Here is a 14,623-nt window from a genome sequence, read left to right as displayed (position 1 = left end):
TGGGACCTGCAACGCAAGCAGGTCCCACGCTTTGGCTTTCTAAAGGATTTGACGATGGCCGATGTAAATGCCCCGTCTTTCACCCCCACCGCTCCCCCCAGGTTTAGTTTCAATCGAGCTAAGGCCGCGCAATGGTTCATTTTTCTCATTACCGCTGCGCTCATGCTGGCACCGGCTCTCCCCATCCTGTTGCAGGTTTTTATAGACCGACCGCTTTACGCTGAAGGCTGGGAATTTACATTTGCCAATTTGGTTGAGCTTGTGTCTTCGGAGGAGATCGGCCGGATTGCTGTAACAACCGGAGTGTTTGCGCTGTTCACGGTGATCATTGCCGAAGTTGTCGGCATTGGAGCTGCTTTGCTAATCGGGCGAACCGATATGCCCGGCCGCAAACTGATGGGCGATGTGCTGATGTGGCCACTTTATCTGTCGCATCTGATTTTTGCGCTAGGCTGGGTGGTTATTTACGGCCCCTCTGGTTTCTTTACGCAATTCATTGCGCAGCAAGCAGGCGGCGCTCCGTGGAACCTTTATTCAATTGCAGGGATGGCCGTTGTTGCCGGTATTTCACAAGCGCCGCTGGCATATTTATATTGCCTTTATGGTGCAGTGCGGTCTGTTGATTCCACGCTGGAAAGTGCCGCGCGCACAGTTGGTGCCGGTCCTTTGCAAGTGTTGAGGACTGTGACACTGCCGTTGATGGTGCCTTCCATTGTAACGTCCTCGGCGCTCAATCTGGTCATCGCAGTTGAAACGCTGTCAATTCCGTTGTTTTTGGCGCGCCCTGCACGGATCGATACGTTGTCGACCTTTCTGTATGGTGAAGGGATTTCGGCGGCAGAACCCAATCATGGGCTGGTGGCTGCGTCGTCACTTTTGTTGATGCTGCTTGTCGGTTCTACCTTGTTTGTCCAGAGGTTGTTGCTGCAAAACGGCCATCGCTACGAGACCGTCAAGGGCAAAGGCTCTCGCCCGATGCTCCTGTCACTCGGAAAATTACGCTGGCCGATGGCCTTCTTTTTCGGAACCTTGCTCTTCGTGACCGTGGTTGTGCCAATAGCCGGGATTATTCTGCGCGCTTTCACGAGTTTCTTGTCGCCATTGGTGCCTTTGAACAAAGTCATGACGCTCAACAACTTCCAGGTGCTGTTTGGTAGCGAGTCCAATCTGCGCGCCATAACAAACACGGTTGAAATCGCACTGATATCCGCGGCCTTAGGCACCATTCTAGCGGTTGCAGTGGCGCTGGTGGTGCAGCGTTCCAACTTCCGCTTCGGTGGCACGCTGGAGGCCTTGGCCTACTCCCCTCGGGTGGTCCCTGGGCTGATCATCGGCTTGGGCGTGTTCTACGCCGCTGTCATCCTGCCGCCAATGGGCTGGCTGCGCGGCAATATTGGCATCATCGTTGTGGGCTATGTGATGGCCACCTTGCCTCTGGCACTTGGGGTGGTGCAGCCCGCAATTGTGCAAATTTCCCGTGATCTGGATCGTGCAGCCCGCACGGTTGGCGCTGACTGGGTGAACGCCATGCGTCTCATCATGATCCCGCTGTTAAAGCCGGCTTTGCTCGGTAGTTTTATCCTGTTGTTTGTGTTCCACCTGAAATCTTACATCATCGCCATCTTCTTGATGGCCCCCGGATTGGAAGTCATGGGGGTAACAATGTTGTCGCTTTGGACCAACGGTGACGTTGGAGAGTTGGCGGCATTTGCCACTCTTCAGATTGTGATGGTCGCCGTGCTGCTGATCCTTGCCCGTGTCCTCTTCAAGGTAAAAATCTATGACTAAACTTACCCTCACAAACCTGACACGTCAGTATGGCACCGCTAAGGCCATCGACGGCATCAATCTCACCGTAGAAGAGGGAGAGTTCCTGACACTGCTTGGCCCCTCAGGGTGCGGAAAATCGACCACCCTATCCGCCATCGCAGGGCTGGATCGTCCAACGGAAGGGAGCATCACTTTTGGGGACCGCATCCTTTTTGACAGTAAAAGTGACACCTACCTTCCACCAGAAGCCCGTGGCTTTGGTGTGGTTTTTCAATCGTATGCTTTGTGGCCACACCTGTCCGTCGAAGACAATGTGGGTATGTCTCTCAAGCTTCGCAAAATTGGGGCAGCCGAGAGGAAAAAGCGCATCGCTGAGGCCCTGGAACTGGTCGAGTTGGGGCCATTTGCCAAACGATATCCGGGGGAGTTGTCCGGTGGGCAGCAACAACGGGTTGCACTGGCAAGGGCGATTGTTTTCCGCCCCCCATTGCTGCTTCTTGATGAGCCTCTGTCCAATCTTGATGCTCAGTTGCGGCAACAAGCACGGGTCTGGCTGAAAGAAATTCAGCGCGAATTGGGACTGACAACAATCTACGTAACCCATGATCAGGACGAAGCTCTTGCCATGTCCGACCGGATTGTGGTGATGCGAAAAGGCAAAGTGGTGCAACTTGGAACACCCGAACAGATTTATGCTGCTCCAGAGCATCCGTTTTCCGCTACGTTCATCGGGAATGCCAATAGAATTGAGGTCAATGGGGGAAACACACATGCCTCCGGAGAGTGTGTGGTGATGTTGAATGATGGCCAGCAAGTAAAGGCTATCACGCCTGAGCCCCAATTATCCCAAGGCCAGCAAATTCTAACTGTGCGGACCCACAAAATCAGCTGTGAGCCTCTTCCGGATGCGACCGAATTAGCTGTGAATTTTGGAGCCGAGAGCTACTTGGGAAACCATTACGAGCAAGTGGCGAAGGTTGCGGATACGGCGCTGAGGCTGACATTGGACAAACCAATGCCAGTCGGGCCGGGAAAAATTTGGCTTCGGCATGAAGATGCAATAGTTTTTGGCCCAGAACAGTGAGGTCAATCTATGACAAATAGCGAAGCAAACCTTCCTGACCTGGATACTGCTGTATCTGTCAAAGATAGGTTGCGCGAAGACATCGTCCTGGGCGTTTTACGCCCGGGAGAATGGTTGCGTCAGGTTGACTTGCAAGAACGGTATAACTGCACTCAATCAGCTGCCCGCGCTGCTTTGGCTGAGCTAAAGGCAGCCACGGTTGTAATCCATGTCAAAAACCGCGGTTTTAGAGTTGCGGAAACGTCCCGCAACCTGCGCGAAGACACCACCAAAGTACGGCTAATGCTTGAATTACCTGCGGTGAAAATGCTGGTGAATGAGGCTACCGCAGCTGATATTGCCAATATCCGCAGAGCGGCTGAGGATTTTGCCAAAGCAATCGAAACAGCTCCACCGCATGAAATTCGCCGTTTGAATCATGTCTTCCATCGGGCGATGTACGAGCCGTTGCAAAATGCAACGTTGACAGAACTCATCAACGATCTGCGAGAACGGGACTTGCCTGGAAATTGGTCAGGTTGGCGAGTGATCGGGAACATTCGAAAAAGCAACGAAGATCACTTTTTGATGGTCCAAGCTCTTGAAGATCGAGATGTTTCTGAAATTCAAAAGGTACTGAAGCGACATCTTTTGGCCTGGCAGGACGAGGTACCCCACCAGAGCCTTTGAAAGGGCGTGTGCCTTCAGTTCGCCCCGGAGAGGCGGGAGCGACAACAGACCTTGAAGGGGAAAAGTGGGGGCGCAGCGTGTGTCTTAAGCCGCGCGACGACTTCTCGCGGAGCATGCCACACACAAGCCACACGATATTACTGTTAACGATGATATTTTGCAGCTACTCTGGCTTCTGCTCAACTCACACATTCTGAATGCCAAGAATTGATAGTTTTGACAGCCTAATTCAATTGCTCGTGACATGCCGCCGCGAGAAGGGAGGCCATGATTGCTTCTTGAAGGGATCGATTGTTAGGCGCCTGTAGTGTGAAAGGCAAATGTGAGCCGTTCCGTTAGTGTTCACAAATTCCACTTTCAGCGCTGTGCCGCCATCGGTGGCTCATGCAGCATCCAGCATCGCGGTGGCTGTATTGGAGGGGCAGCTTTCGGGAAGGCGTCCCTGAAACTTCGCGCCTGCAACAGAGCACATTAAATGCAACGAGCGTACGCATTGGGCTGGCAGGAGGCATTGGGGCAGTTTCCTGCAAAGTCGGCTCTGTCCCGCAATCTGCAAGTTCGAGCCGGGCAAAACTTCGGTAGTGCGGCGAAGGTCCGGTCTGGCGAAGCTCCACCGCGGCGTTTGCCTATTTCGGCAACGGCAGGTTTGGGCCGTTCACTACTTTGGGAGGCAAGGCGGATAGTGGAAGTTCGCTGCCACTGCACAAAAACCCGACAGAGGATTGAAAGCGGCCATTCGAGGAGAGACTTTGGTTGCTTCAATTGCAGGCTGGGTGGGACTTAAAAAGTGATCCGCTTCTTAGGCGTCCGCGTAAACAAGATATGTTGACACAGACCATAGATCGCCAGAACCTCGCAAACAGCGAAAAAGTGATGCCTCGGCGCGAAAGTGAACCCGTGTCTCAAGTCAAAACCGAATACTCGAACGAAACGATTTGGATGCTTGCGGTGCGTGACAACCGCGATCGCGATGCCTTCGCTGCCTTGTTCGACCATTTTGCGCCGCGCCTGAAAGGCTTTATCATTAAAGGTGGTGTAAGCCCGCAGCAGGCGGAGGAGATTGTTCAAGACGTGATGCTGACGATCTGGCGAAAAGCCGACATGTTCGATCCTCATCGAGCTCAAGTGTCAGCTTGGATCTACCAGATAGCGCGCAATCGCCGGATTGACATCGCACGCAAGGAAAACCGCCCTATGCCGGAGGCGTTAAAAGAAGAACCGGAGCTTGAGCCAGACGCCAGTCAAATCCTAGGTTTAGAGCAGGAGACAACGCAGCTGAAACAAGCTCTTGCGTCTCTCAAACCAGAGCAGCGCGAGGTGATAGAGAAAGCCTACTTGGGCGAGCTGACGCATCAAGAAATCAGCACGCAGACCGGCCTGCCACTCGGAACAATCAAATCGCGCATCCGGCTCGGATTGCAGCGGTTACGCCATGAACTAAAGGACCTCACACAATGAGTGCCATAACCCATCACGTGCCGGACGCCATTTTGGCAGCCTATGCAGCTGGAAGCCTGCCACAGGCCTTTGCAGTGGCCGTGGCCAGCCATGTTTCCCTGTGCGCTCACTGCCGCGCGGCGCTTGAAGCGCATCAGGCCGTTGGCGGTGTGATTTTGGAAGACACCAAGGCTGTGGCGGTGTCGGCCAGTTTAAAGGACAGCATTCTGGCGCAACTTGATGCGCCGTTTACGCCTGAACCAGTTTACGAACGGAATGGAATCTTTCCTGGCCCTGTTATGGAGATGATGCAGGGGCGTGCGCCGCGCTGGAAAAAACTGGGGATGGGCGTACGGCAGGATATTTTGTCAGCTGACGCTCACGGATCGGTTCGCTTGCTTTATATTCCGCCGGGACAAGCTGTGCCGGATCACAGCCATAATGGGTTGGAAATGACACTTGTCCTCCAAGGTAGCTTTAGCGATGAAACTGGTCGGTTTGGCGTCGGAGATCTGGAAATTGCCGACGAAACCGTAGAGCACACGCCTGTCGCAGATCCAGGTGCGGCCTGTGTTTGCCTGGCTGCCACAGACGCAAAACTGCGCTTCAATGCGCTTGTCCCCAGGCTATTGCAGCCGCTGTTTCGAATTTAATTTCAAAGCCAGCTGTATCGCTATTGAAACCACCGAAAGCTCGGTGGTTTCTTTTTATTTCAAACGCTTATTCACAGAACCGTGAGGTGAAAATCCAGCGGCGGCGGGGACGCGTACTCCTTGTACGAACCAAATTGAAAACCGTGCAATTCCTGCACATCGACAAGGAGTAACTCAAGTGACTTTGAACCTAAAGACATCCATCGCCGCCGCCGCACTGAGCGTATCGGCAGCTGCTGCGCACGCGAATACAATCGTCGACATTGCCGTCGGCGATGACCGTTTCTCAACTCTGGTGGCGGCTGTAACTGCTGCTGGTTTGGCCGAAACGCTGTCCGGTCCCGGGCCATTCACCGTATATGCCCCAGTCAATGATGCCTTTGCGGCGCTGCCCGCCGGTACAGTTGATACGCTGCTCAAACCTGAAAACAAACAGCAACTCACTGATGTGCTTTTGTACCATGTCGATGACCGTAAACTTACCGCAGATATGATCCCTGCTGGATCCAACTATTTCAAACCACTGCTTGCCAGCGAGCGGCTTTGCATCACGTCCGGGTCAGACGGGGTGATGATCGCAGACGGCACGGGAGAAATGGCAAATGTCGTGATTGCGAATATTGAGGCGGACAACGGGGTGATCCATGTTGTGGATAAAGTGTTGCTGCCCGGCACACGCCCAAACTGCCACTGATTGGCGGACACCTCTGAAAACCAGATGAACACGCATTCAGCCGGTGATCTTGCGGGATCACCGGCTACAGTGCATTAGGCCGCGACTGAACCGGAGAAAAATTGATCATGGCACCCCTCCAGAGAATATTTGTGTCTGACAAAATGCAGACGGACTACAGCTATGAACTGACCGCGCAGACCGGAGAAGGCTTCGCCCCGGATTTTCGTCCTCACTACACGCCAGAAGAGATGCTAAGACTTGGCGTTTTTGAGGGGAAATATCTTTCCGACTGTACCAATGAGTTTCCAGACTCTTGGTTCTCTGACGCCAAAATCAGCGATCAGCCAGATGTGAGCTTGAACCATTTTGGCATCAAAAGCCGTCAACCGTTGAATGTTTGGCGCGAGAAAGGTTGGATTTACGGGCCAGACCCTCGCGGGTGGTTTCAATGGTATTGCCGATACTATTTAGGGCGCCGACTGGCTGAGATTGACCGAGTACAAATTGGCCGCTGGAAGGCATTTGCTCGACACGCTGGACAGGTTCGAGCCAATTGTTACCCAGGCGATGTGTTTTGCAGGCCGCGGCAGCGACAAGCATTACTCCAGTGGTCTTACGATCCCTTTATCTAAGACCTAACGCGCTATTTGCCGCGATAAACAAGAACATCAGGCAGACAGTCAAACGCGCGGATCACCCAAGAAAACGGTGCCGGGAAATCAGTGCGGAACCGTCGTTTTTGCATGGCTGCCACAACACGCTCTGCAGCCTTTTCCGGTGTCATCAGCATGGGCATGTAAAAGCCGTTTTTTTCCGTCAGACGGGTTTTGATAAACCCCGGATTTACCAATCTAACGGTGACGCCGGTGCCCTTTAAGTCAAGCCGCATGGTTTCTGCCAAGCTGACTAGGGCGGCTTTGCTGGCGCCGTATCCAACCGCGGCAGGCAGTCCACGATACCCAGACAAAGAGCCAATCAAAGTGATATCGCCTTGACCTCTTTCGACAAAATCAGGGACCACCTGTCCAAGAACCCGAAGCGCACCTGAGAAATTGACATCCGCCATTCGTAAGACGGCGTCGCTGTCCCAGTCCGTTGTTCGTATGGGCTCATAGGCCCCTGCATTATAGATCACTGCGTCAACAGGCCCCGCGATCTTGGCTGCCCATTTGACAGAGTCAATTTTGGACACGTCCAACGGCACCACCTTTGAATTCCGCATCAATCGGTGCAGGTCATCAAGCCGTCCTGTGTTGCGCGCTGATAGGATCAGCCGGGCACCTTTCTGATCCAACCTTTTTGCCAGAGCTCTCCCCAGACCTTCGCTGGCGCCGATAAGCCAAATCGTCTTCCCGTGAAAGTGGGTCATTTCTTAGCGTCCAGCACATCATGACCGTCGCTGATCAACCGATCCGGCGGGCGTTGTTTTTTGAGGAACGGAGCGCGTTTAAGATACAGGATCGCCGCCTGCCAATGGATCAACGCAAGAACGCGCATAGCTCCAAATGGGCGCCGGAGAGCAGCCCAAACCAGCGACCTGTTAGTTGCCGGTTGACGCGTACCAGTCAGGGTCGCCAGCACCCCCATGTCTTCGTTTCTGAACATGATCCGGATGTCGATTTCGCTGTCGGTCATGCCAAAGTTGAACTGATAGTGGCCGGCGATTTTTTGGAAGGGCGAAACATGCATGCGCTTTTCCGCAAACAGGGAGTCACCCTTGCCAATGGGGCCGAAATCTTCTTTGGCGCAGAAATAGCAATGTCGCTGACCGAAGGTGTTGTTGACCTCGGCCACAAAGGCACGTGGTATGCCATCAACCAAGGCGACCCAGAAGCTGACCGGATTAAAATGGAACCACAGGAAATTGGGTTGCGTCAGCAGCAAAACGTGTAGGTTGTCGGCAACAAACCCGCGATTTCGAAGCTCAGAGCGGAACCAGTCGGCCCCCTGACCGTCATCCCGTTCGCCGCCATGGCGATGATCCCACAGCGACCACAGATTGAACCGATTGCGCGACAGCAGGTGTGGTGTGTCAGCCTCAAAATCGGTCAACACGTAATCCACGCCGTAGGTGAACGCATTTTTCAAAGCGCCACGGCGAGCATGATGTGTTTGGGCCTGAATGTGTTCCAAAGTCATGACAATGTTACGCGCTCGCGTGCCGCTTGGATCACCTTGCCTGTCGGTTCCTCGAAAGAAAATTGATCCGAACACCAAGGCCTTACGTAACTCCTCCACAACAAAACAATGGCGAGGACAGTATGTACGATCAAAATCACGGCCCGCGTAAGAGGATAGCCATCGTCGGCGGCGGCATCGCGGGCCTTTCTGCTGCGTATTATCTGACCCCTTATCATGATGTGACTTTGTTTGAGGCTGCTCCGCGACTTGGCGGACACGCACGGACGGTGATGGCAGGAAAGCACGGCAATCAACCAGTCGATACGGGCTTCATTGTCTTCAACTACGCGACATATCCGTTCTTAACGCGTTTGTTTCGCGATCTCGATGTGCCGGTGATCAAAAGCGAGATGAGTTTTGGTGCCAGTATCGACGACGGCAAGTTGGAATATGGCCTGAACTCAATGAGCGCGATTACAGCTCAAAAAGCGAATGTGTTTCGTCCACAATTTCTCAAAATGATCGCTGACATTGTGCGCTTCGGAAAGTGTGCAGAGGCTGCGGCAGTCGATGATGAGAAGACCATTGGCGAACTGGTAGACGACCTAAAGCTGGGACAATGGTTTCGGAACAATTACCTGATGCCAATGTGCGGTGCGATTTGGTCAACCCCTGTGAGCGAAGTTGACCAGTTCCCAGCCAAGTCTCTGGTCAGGTTTTTCCGCAACCATGCGCTTTTGGCTGGTGCAAAAGAGCACCAATGGTGGACTGTTGATGGCGGTAGCATTGAGTACGTTCGGAGGCTGGAAGCCGCCTTGATCGCGCGGGGGTGTGACATTCGAAAGGGAACACCGGTTGCGCATGTCCAACGGGATGATTTTGGCGTTCACATCAACACCAAAAATGGCACGCTGCCCGCTTTTGACGAGTTGATCCTTGCCTGCCACTCAGACCAATCTCTGAAGATACTAGGGAACGATGCATCCAGCGAAGAAGCCGCAGCACTTGGCGCCATTCGCTACCAGCCCAACACCGCTGTATTACACTGTGACGTCAGACAAATGCCGCGACGCAAGGCCTGTTGGTCCAGCTGGTCTTACCATTCTCAAGACGGCGATATTGGTGTCACCTATTGGATGAACAAACTACAGGGCATCCCAGAAAATGATCCCCTGTTTGTGACCCTGAACCCAACCCGGGAAATTCCGCAGCAAGCCATATACGATGAAGTGCAGTTCCATCACCCGGTTTTTGACAAAGCTGCCCTACAGTCGCAGCAGAGCATCCGCGATATGCAAGGTCAGAACCATACTTGGTTTGCTGGCGCTTGGAATAGGCATGGGTTCCACGAAGATGGCATTGCCAGCGCGATGCGCATTGTGCGCGCACTTACCCCCCCACACTTAATAGAAGGATCGGACCATGCGGTTTACGGACAAGGCGCTGAAAACAAATTTCCTATCGACATGCGAGCAACTGCGTGATGGCCAGTTAACCCTGCGTACGCCAGAAGGCGCACGTTATCAATTTGGTCAATCCGGTCCAGAGGCGGAACTCACCATTCATGACTGGGCAGCCGTTTCGGCCATGGCGGCGCAGGGTCAGGTCGGTTTAGGCGAAAGCTATGTGCAAGGGTTGTGGGACACACCTTCTATTGAAGCCTTGATGTCTCTGGCGATGCGCAACCGGGACGCACTTGGCGCCTATGACCACGCCAGTCCGTTACATAAAGCCAAATTTCGCATGGTAGACACGATCTTGCGTAGAAACTCTCGGCGCGGGTCACGCAAGAACATTCGGTCGCACTATGACGTCGGCAATGAGTTTTATGCGCTGTGGCTTGACGACGGCATGACCTATTCTTCAGGGCTGTTTTCAGCAGGAGACACAGATCTGGCGCGGGCCCAAAGCCGCAAGAACGATCGGGTTTTGTCTCGGCTTGGTGATGGTGAGAGAGTCCTGGAAGTCGGCTGCGGCTGGGGCGGGTTTGCGGAACAAGCCAGCCAAGAGGGCCGGGACGTAACCGGCGTCACGATTTCGCACAACCAACACAGCTACGCGGAATGCCGCTTGGACGGCCGTGCAGACATCCAGCTGCGAGACTACCGAGACGTCCACGGCCAGTACGACAACATCGTTTCCATCGAAATGGTCGAGGCTGTTGGAGCCCGATACTGGCCAAATTACTTCTCCGCCCTCAAACGAAACTTGGCAGAAGGTGGACGGGTTCTGCTACAGGCGATCACCGTCAAAGACAGCTTTTTTGAGACCTACAGACACTCATCTGACTACATCCGCCAATATGTCTTTCCCGGCGGCATGCTGCTCTCTGACAGCGTGATTGAACGCCAAGCAAATCACGCTGGATTTGCGGTGCAGGACAGCTATGCCTTTGGGCAGGACTACGCGCAAACTTGTCGGATCTGGGCCCAACGTTTATGCGCTCAAAAACACCGGATTGAAGCGATGGGCTATACCGAAAACTTCTTCCGAAATTGGCAGTATTACCTTGAAATCTGTGCAGCATCGTTCGCGGTGGGACACACCAATGTCGTGCAAGTGGAACTGGCCCATGCCTAGTCTGTCACATGGCGATAATGGGCGACCTCCAACACGCCTCAACACCGGTTCCGACCAATGGAGGCGTCGTAGGGCATGTCATTGATGCACTACCCACGTGTCAGCCTCTATGCGTTGATGTTGGCGGCGGCGGGCATCCCTTTGTACATTCACCTGCCGCGGTTCGCATCGGTCAATCTTGGCATTGGGCTGGGAACCATAGGCACGATTTTGTTGGCCATTCGGCTGATTGATTTGCTTCAGGACCCACTGATTGGCTGGGGCATTGATCGGTGGCCGCAAGCCCAACGTGGCTTTGCACTGATTGCTGCTTTCGGACTGGCTGTCGGGTTTCCGCTGTTGTTCTCACTGACCAAAGGATCCAACACGGTGGTTTGGCTCGTCGGGATACTCGTGCTTTTGTTTTCTTCTTACAGCTTGGGCATGATTCTGATGTATGCGAGAAGCACAACGCTTGCCGCGACACCTGCGCCAGACGACGTAATGACAATGGCGACATTTCGAGAAGGCGGGATGCTGGCAGGCGTTGTGCTTGCTGCAATTGCGCCAGCTACTTTTGTGGCGCTGGGTGCGAGCACTCAAGGCTACCCCGCTTTCGGCGTGTTCCTGGGGGCACTTGCCGTCATATGCGCCACTGTATCGTTCCCTATATGGCAACGTCGACCGGTCGAGGGAAAGCCAATAAATGTCTCGGACCTTAGACACTCTGGTGCTTTACGCCTATTAGGCCTGGCACTGGTCAACAGCTTGCCGGTTGCTATCACCTCCACCTTGTTTCTTTTCTTTGTCGAAGATCGCCTGCAATTGCCAGGCAAAGCGGGCCCCCTGTTGATTTTGTTCTTTCTCAGTGCGGGCCTCAGTTTGCCTTTCTGGACAAAACTTAGCCAGAGACGTGGTGCAAAACAAACTCTGCTGCTTGCAATGCCGCTAGCGATCCTTGGATTTGTAGGGGCCGCGTTTCTATCAACTGGAGATTTGGTCGGCTTCGCTCTGATCTGCATCGCGTCCGGCGCAGCACTTGGCGCCGATATGGTGATCTTGCCAACGATGTTCTCGGTCGCCCTCAATCGGGTTGGATTGGAACCCTCGTTTGCCTTTGGAATCTGGTCTTTCGCCGGAAAACTAGGCCTCGCGCTCGCGGCCTTTATGGTCCTTCCGTTGCTGGAATACCAAGGTTTCGAACCCGGCACATCCAACACAGCCTCTGCACTTGCCAGCCTTAACATCTCCTACGCCATCGTCCCCTGCATCCTAAAGCTGGTTGCAATGGCTCTGGTTCTTACACTTCCATCAGAAGGCTCACCGACATGAATTTTTTGGTTGTTCTTCCTTGGCTAGTAGTCCTGGCCATGTGGGCTAAAACACTATTTTTCAGTTTTCGGTCCCAATCGCCTGAGGACTATGCCGACACGGCCCCCAAAGTGTCATTGAAATCTCATTTGTCCGGGCCGATCATTTCAGAAGGCGTGATCTTCGGGCCAACGGGAAAGGTGACAAACAGCTTTGTTGCCAAAATGGTCGGCGAGTGGGAAGGGGACACCGGCACATTGAGCGAAGAGTTCACTTACTCCAATGGCACACGTCAAAGCCGAAAGTGGTTTTTAAAACTGGGTGAAGGCAATACCTTCACCGCTAGGGCTGATGATATTATTGGAGAGGCTTATGGTGTTGTGTCCGGGTCGACCATCAAGATGAACTATCAAATTGTCCTTCCTGAGGCGTCTGGAGGCCACATTTTGTCAGTCACTGATTGGCTGTTCCTCACAGAAAATGGCGTCATCATGAATAGGTCCGAACTGCGCAAATTTGGAGTGAAGGTCGCAGAGTTGGTCGCCAACATGCGCCCCGCTCCTCCGCCAGCAAACTAGGCTCCCAACTGGGCCGGTGATCTGTTGCTGGAGGTCGGCCGCTTTCCTGTTTTTGGGTGGCTCGATTCTGGCATGCCCGCGTTCCTATCTGTAGCTCCAGGCTGAAGGCAGCGGGTCTGTGTTCGGATTTGTGTTTTTATTTTTTTGATGTCGGCTTTGGAACAGCCTCACTGCAGTAAGCGTGTGATTGCCAAATAGCGGCTTTGGGCTGGAAGCTGACCTAATCATTTTGGGCGGACAATGGTCATTCGCTGAATTTGCTCGGTAAGAGCCCCATTTTGAAGAAAGCAGCCATTCAAAGCTCCACAGAACTGCCGGTCATGGGGGAGTTTGCTCCAACAGTAGCTCTACGCAGGAAGCAGGCTTTGCAAAGTGCTGTGAACGGCCCTGAGCCGACCGTGCCCCTTAGTCCAGACGCCGCTCGCAGCTTCACTGAAGCGGCCATTCATGAAGGCCGCAGCATTTCGAGCGACCAGAGCCCGGAGTGCGGACACAAAAGCCGGTCCCATGGCCTCATGTTAAGACCTCTTTGAGCCAAAGCGAAACCGCTGTCCGCGCTGGAAGCAAATGCCTTAGAGGCGCCTTCAGAGCCAGACGCTGTGTTTTCTGATTTGTTGCTTTTTCTGGGCGCATGCTCCTTACTTGAGAAACTAAGCGGAACAAGAAGAAATTTATACGAAAGAAGGCCAATCCTTGCAGTCCATACTTGCAGAATTGGGTGCCATCGCAGACGTACCCGAAAACACGGATGAAGAACGTCTTAAGCATCGGTTTCTGATTGCGACGGGGATTGTTATGTCCAGCGGCGGGCTTCTCTGGGGGGGTGTCGCGACAGTTCTCAACCTGCATATGCAAAGTGCAATACCCTTCGGCTATGTTCTGATTACGGCAGTCAATTTTGCATTACTTTCCCGCACCAAGAACTTTGCTCTGGCACGGAGCATTCAGATCTTTGTCAGTATTCTTTTGCCGTTTTTGTTTCAGTGGTCGTTGGGCGGGCTGGTCCCATCGGGTGCAACCATGTTGTGGTCCATGTTGTGCCTGAGTGCGGCGCAATCTTTCGATGAACGCACACATTCGTTACGCTGGCTGGTCTTCTTTGTGCTGCTGACATTTGTGTCACTCATTATTGAGCTTCAAATCCCGGCTCCTGTTCATCTGTTTGAGGATCAAGAACTCCTCAGGCTTCCCTTGTATCTTTTCACCATGAACTTCCTTGCGGTATCGCTGGCAATTTTTGCATTGATCAGCATCTTCATGCAGCTTCGGCAAAAAATGGAAATGGAACTGGTTCAGAGGAACGAGGAATTGGCGCAATTTCAAAGTGCGCTGGTCCAAAGCGAGAAGATGGCGGCCATTGGTGAGTTGGTTGCCGGTGTTGCCCACGAACTGAATACGCCGCTCGGTGCGATCCGGGCCTCGAACGATAACCTGGACAGATCGATCAGCATCATTCTGTCGGGCTTGCCTGAACTCAATGAAACGGGCAATGAGGCCGAATTGTCTGGGCTGACGGATATGCTTCGTGGAATCGAAGGGGCAAATATCGCGCTGACAACCAGAGAAGAGCGTAGTCTTCGCAAAACACTAGCCCGTGAGTTGCAGGCACATGGTTTTGACGACCATTTGGAAAAAGCTGCCCAGATGGTCGAGATTGGCGTGTCAAATCTTAAGCACGGGCATCTGCCTGTCTGACGTCAGCGCTAATGGGTCCAAATAGGGCGATTTGATAAGGGAGTGTTTCTGGCTCATCGTAACCACTGAG

General features: G+C 53.4%; 14 protein-coding genes. 12 read left to right on the top strand and 2 right to left on the bottom strand.

The window, feature by feature from the left end:
- The first annotated feature begins 54 nt into the window (after positions 1-54).
- The 7 genes from Q0955_RS19345 to Q0955_RS19315 all read left to right on the top strand — a co-directional run bounded on the left by Q0955_RS19345 (position 55) and on the right by Q0955_RS19315 (position 6,921).
- Positions 55-1,788, top strand: coding sequence for an iron ABC transporter permease (locus Q0955_RS19345; RefSeq protein ID WP_299428014.1), 1,734 nt, complete (start codon positions 55-57; stop codon positions 1,786-1,788).
- Positions 1,781-2,854, top strand: coding sequence for an ABC transporter ATP-binding protein (locus tag Q0955_RS19340; RefSeq protein ID WP_299428012.1), 1,074 nt, complete (start codon positions 1,781-1,783; stop codon positions 2,852-2,854). Before Q0955_RS19345 ends, Q0955_RS19340 begins: the two co-directional genes overlap by 8 nt.
- 9 nt (positions 2,855-2,863) lie before the next feature.
- Positions 2,864-3,523, top strand: a complete 660-nt coding sequence (locus Q0955_RS19335; RefSeq protein ID WP_299428009.1) for a GntR family transcriptional regulator — start codon at positions 2,864-2,866, stop codon at positions 3,521-3,523.
- A gap of 873 nt (positions 3,524-4,396) precedes the next feature.
- Entirely contained in the window at positions 4,397-4,981 is a 585-nt protein-coding gene (locus Q0955_RS19330) for a sigma-70 family RNA polymerase sigma factor (RefSeq protein WP_299428185.1), read from the top strand.
- Positions 4,978-5,613, top strand: coding sequence for a ChrR family anti-sigma-E factor (locus Q0955_RS19325; protein WP_299428006.1), 636 nt, complete (start codon positions 4,978-4,980; stop codon positions 5,611-5,613). Before Q0955_RS19330 ends, Q0955_RS19325 begins: the two co-directional genes overlap by 4 nt.
- Before the next feature lie 178 nt (positions 5,614-5,791).
- On the top strand, positions 5,792-6,307 hold the full coding sequence (locus Q0955_RS19320; protein WP_299428003.1) for a fasciclin domain-containing protein: 516 nt from the start codon (positions 5,792-5,794) through the stop codon (positions 6,305-6,307).
- Positions 6,308-6,450: 143 nt separating this feature from the next.
- A complete protein-coding gene (locus Q0955_RS19315; protein ID WP_299428000.1) occupies positions 6,451-6,921 on the top strand; it encodes a hypothetical protein in 471 nt (156 codons plus the stop codon).
- A gap of 11 nt (positions 6,922-6,932) precedes the next feature.
- On the opposite strand, the gene Q0955_RS19310 is transcribed toward Q0955_RS19315, so the two are convergent.
- Both Q0955_RS19310 and Q0955_RS19305 read right to left on the bottom strand, forming a co-directional pair.
- The gene (locus Q0955_RS19310) at positions 6,933-7,658 is read right to left on the bottom strand and encodes an SDR family NAD(P)-dependent oxidoreductase (protein WP_299427997.1); all 726 of its coding nucleotides are present in this window, start codon (positions 7,656-7,658) and stop codon (positions 6,933-6,935) included.
- Positions 7,655-8,428, bottom strand: coding sequence for a DUF1365 domain-containing protein (locus tag Q0955_RS19305; protein WP_299427995.1), 774 nt, complete (start codon positions 8,426-8,428; stop codon positions 7,655-7,657). Before Q0955_RS19305 ends, Q0955_RS19310 begins: the two co-directional genes overlap by 4 nt.
- Positions 8,429-8,550: 122 nt before the next feature.
- Between Q0955_RS19305 and Q0955_RS19300 the strand changes: the two genes are divergently transcribed.
- The 5 genes from Q0955_RS19300 to Q0955_RS19280 all read left to right on the top strand — a co-directional run bounded on the left by Q0955_RS19300 (position 8,551) and on the right by Q0955_RS19280 (position 14,553).
- Positions 8,551-9,894 carry an FAD-dependent oxidoreductase gene (locus Q0955_RS19300; RefSeq protein WP_299428182.1) on the top strand — a complete coding sequence of 448 codons (1,344 nt, stop codon included), beginning with the start codon at positions 8,551-8,553 and terminating at the stop codon, positions 9,892-9,894.
- Positions 9,833-10,990 carry a cyclopropane-fatty-acyl-phospholipid synthase family protein gene (locus Q0955_RS19295; protein ID WP_299427992.1) on the top strand — a complete coding sequence of 386 codons (1,158 nt, stop codon included), beginning with the start codon at positions 9,833-9,835 and terminating at the stop codon, positions 10,988-10,990. Before Q0955_RS19300 ends, Q0955_RS19295 begins: the two co-directional genes overlap by 62 nt.
- Before the next feature lie 84 nt (positions 10,991-11,074).
- Positions 11,075-12,301 (top strand): MFS transporter, encoded by a 1,227-nt coding sequence (locus tag Q0955_RS19290; RefSeq protein ID WP_299428179.1) that lies wholly within the window; start codon positions 11,075-11,077, stop codon positions 12,299-12,301.
- Positions 12,298-12,858 carry a DUF3833 domain-containing protein gene (locus tag Q0955_RS19285; protein WP_299427989.1) on the top strand — a complete coding sequence of 187 codons (561 nt, stop codon included), beginning with the start codon at positions 12,298-12,300 and terminating at the stop codon, positions 12,856-12,858. Before Q0955_RS19290 ends, Q0955_RS19285 begins: the two co-directional genes overlap by 4 nt.
- Positions 12,859-13,551: 693 nt before the next feature.
- On the top strand, positions 13,552-14,553 hold the full coding sequence (locus Q0955_RS19280) for a histidine kinase dimerization/phospho-acceptor domain-containing protein (RefSeq protein WP_299427986.1): 1,002 nt from the start codon (positions 13,552-13,554) through the stop codon (positions 14,551-14,553).
- Positions 14,554-14,623: the final 70 nt, after the last annotated feature.

Origin of the sequence: uncultured Shimia sp. (assembly GCF_947493595.1) — a bacterium.
Taxonomy (GTDB): Bacteria; Pseudomonadota; Alphaproteobacteria; order Rhodobacterales; family Rhodobacteraceae; genus Shimia.
This window is presented reverse-complemented; position numbering and strand designations above follow the sequence as displayed.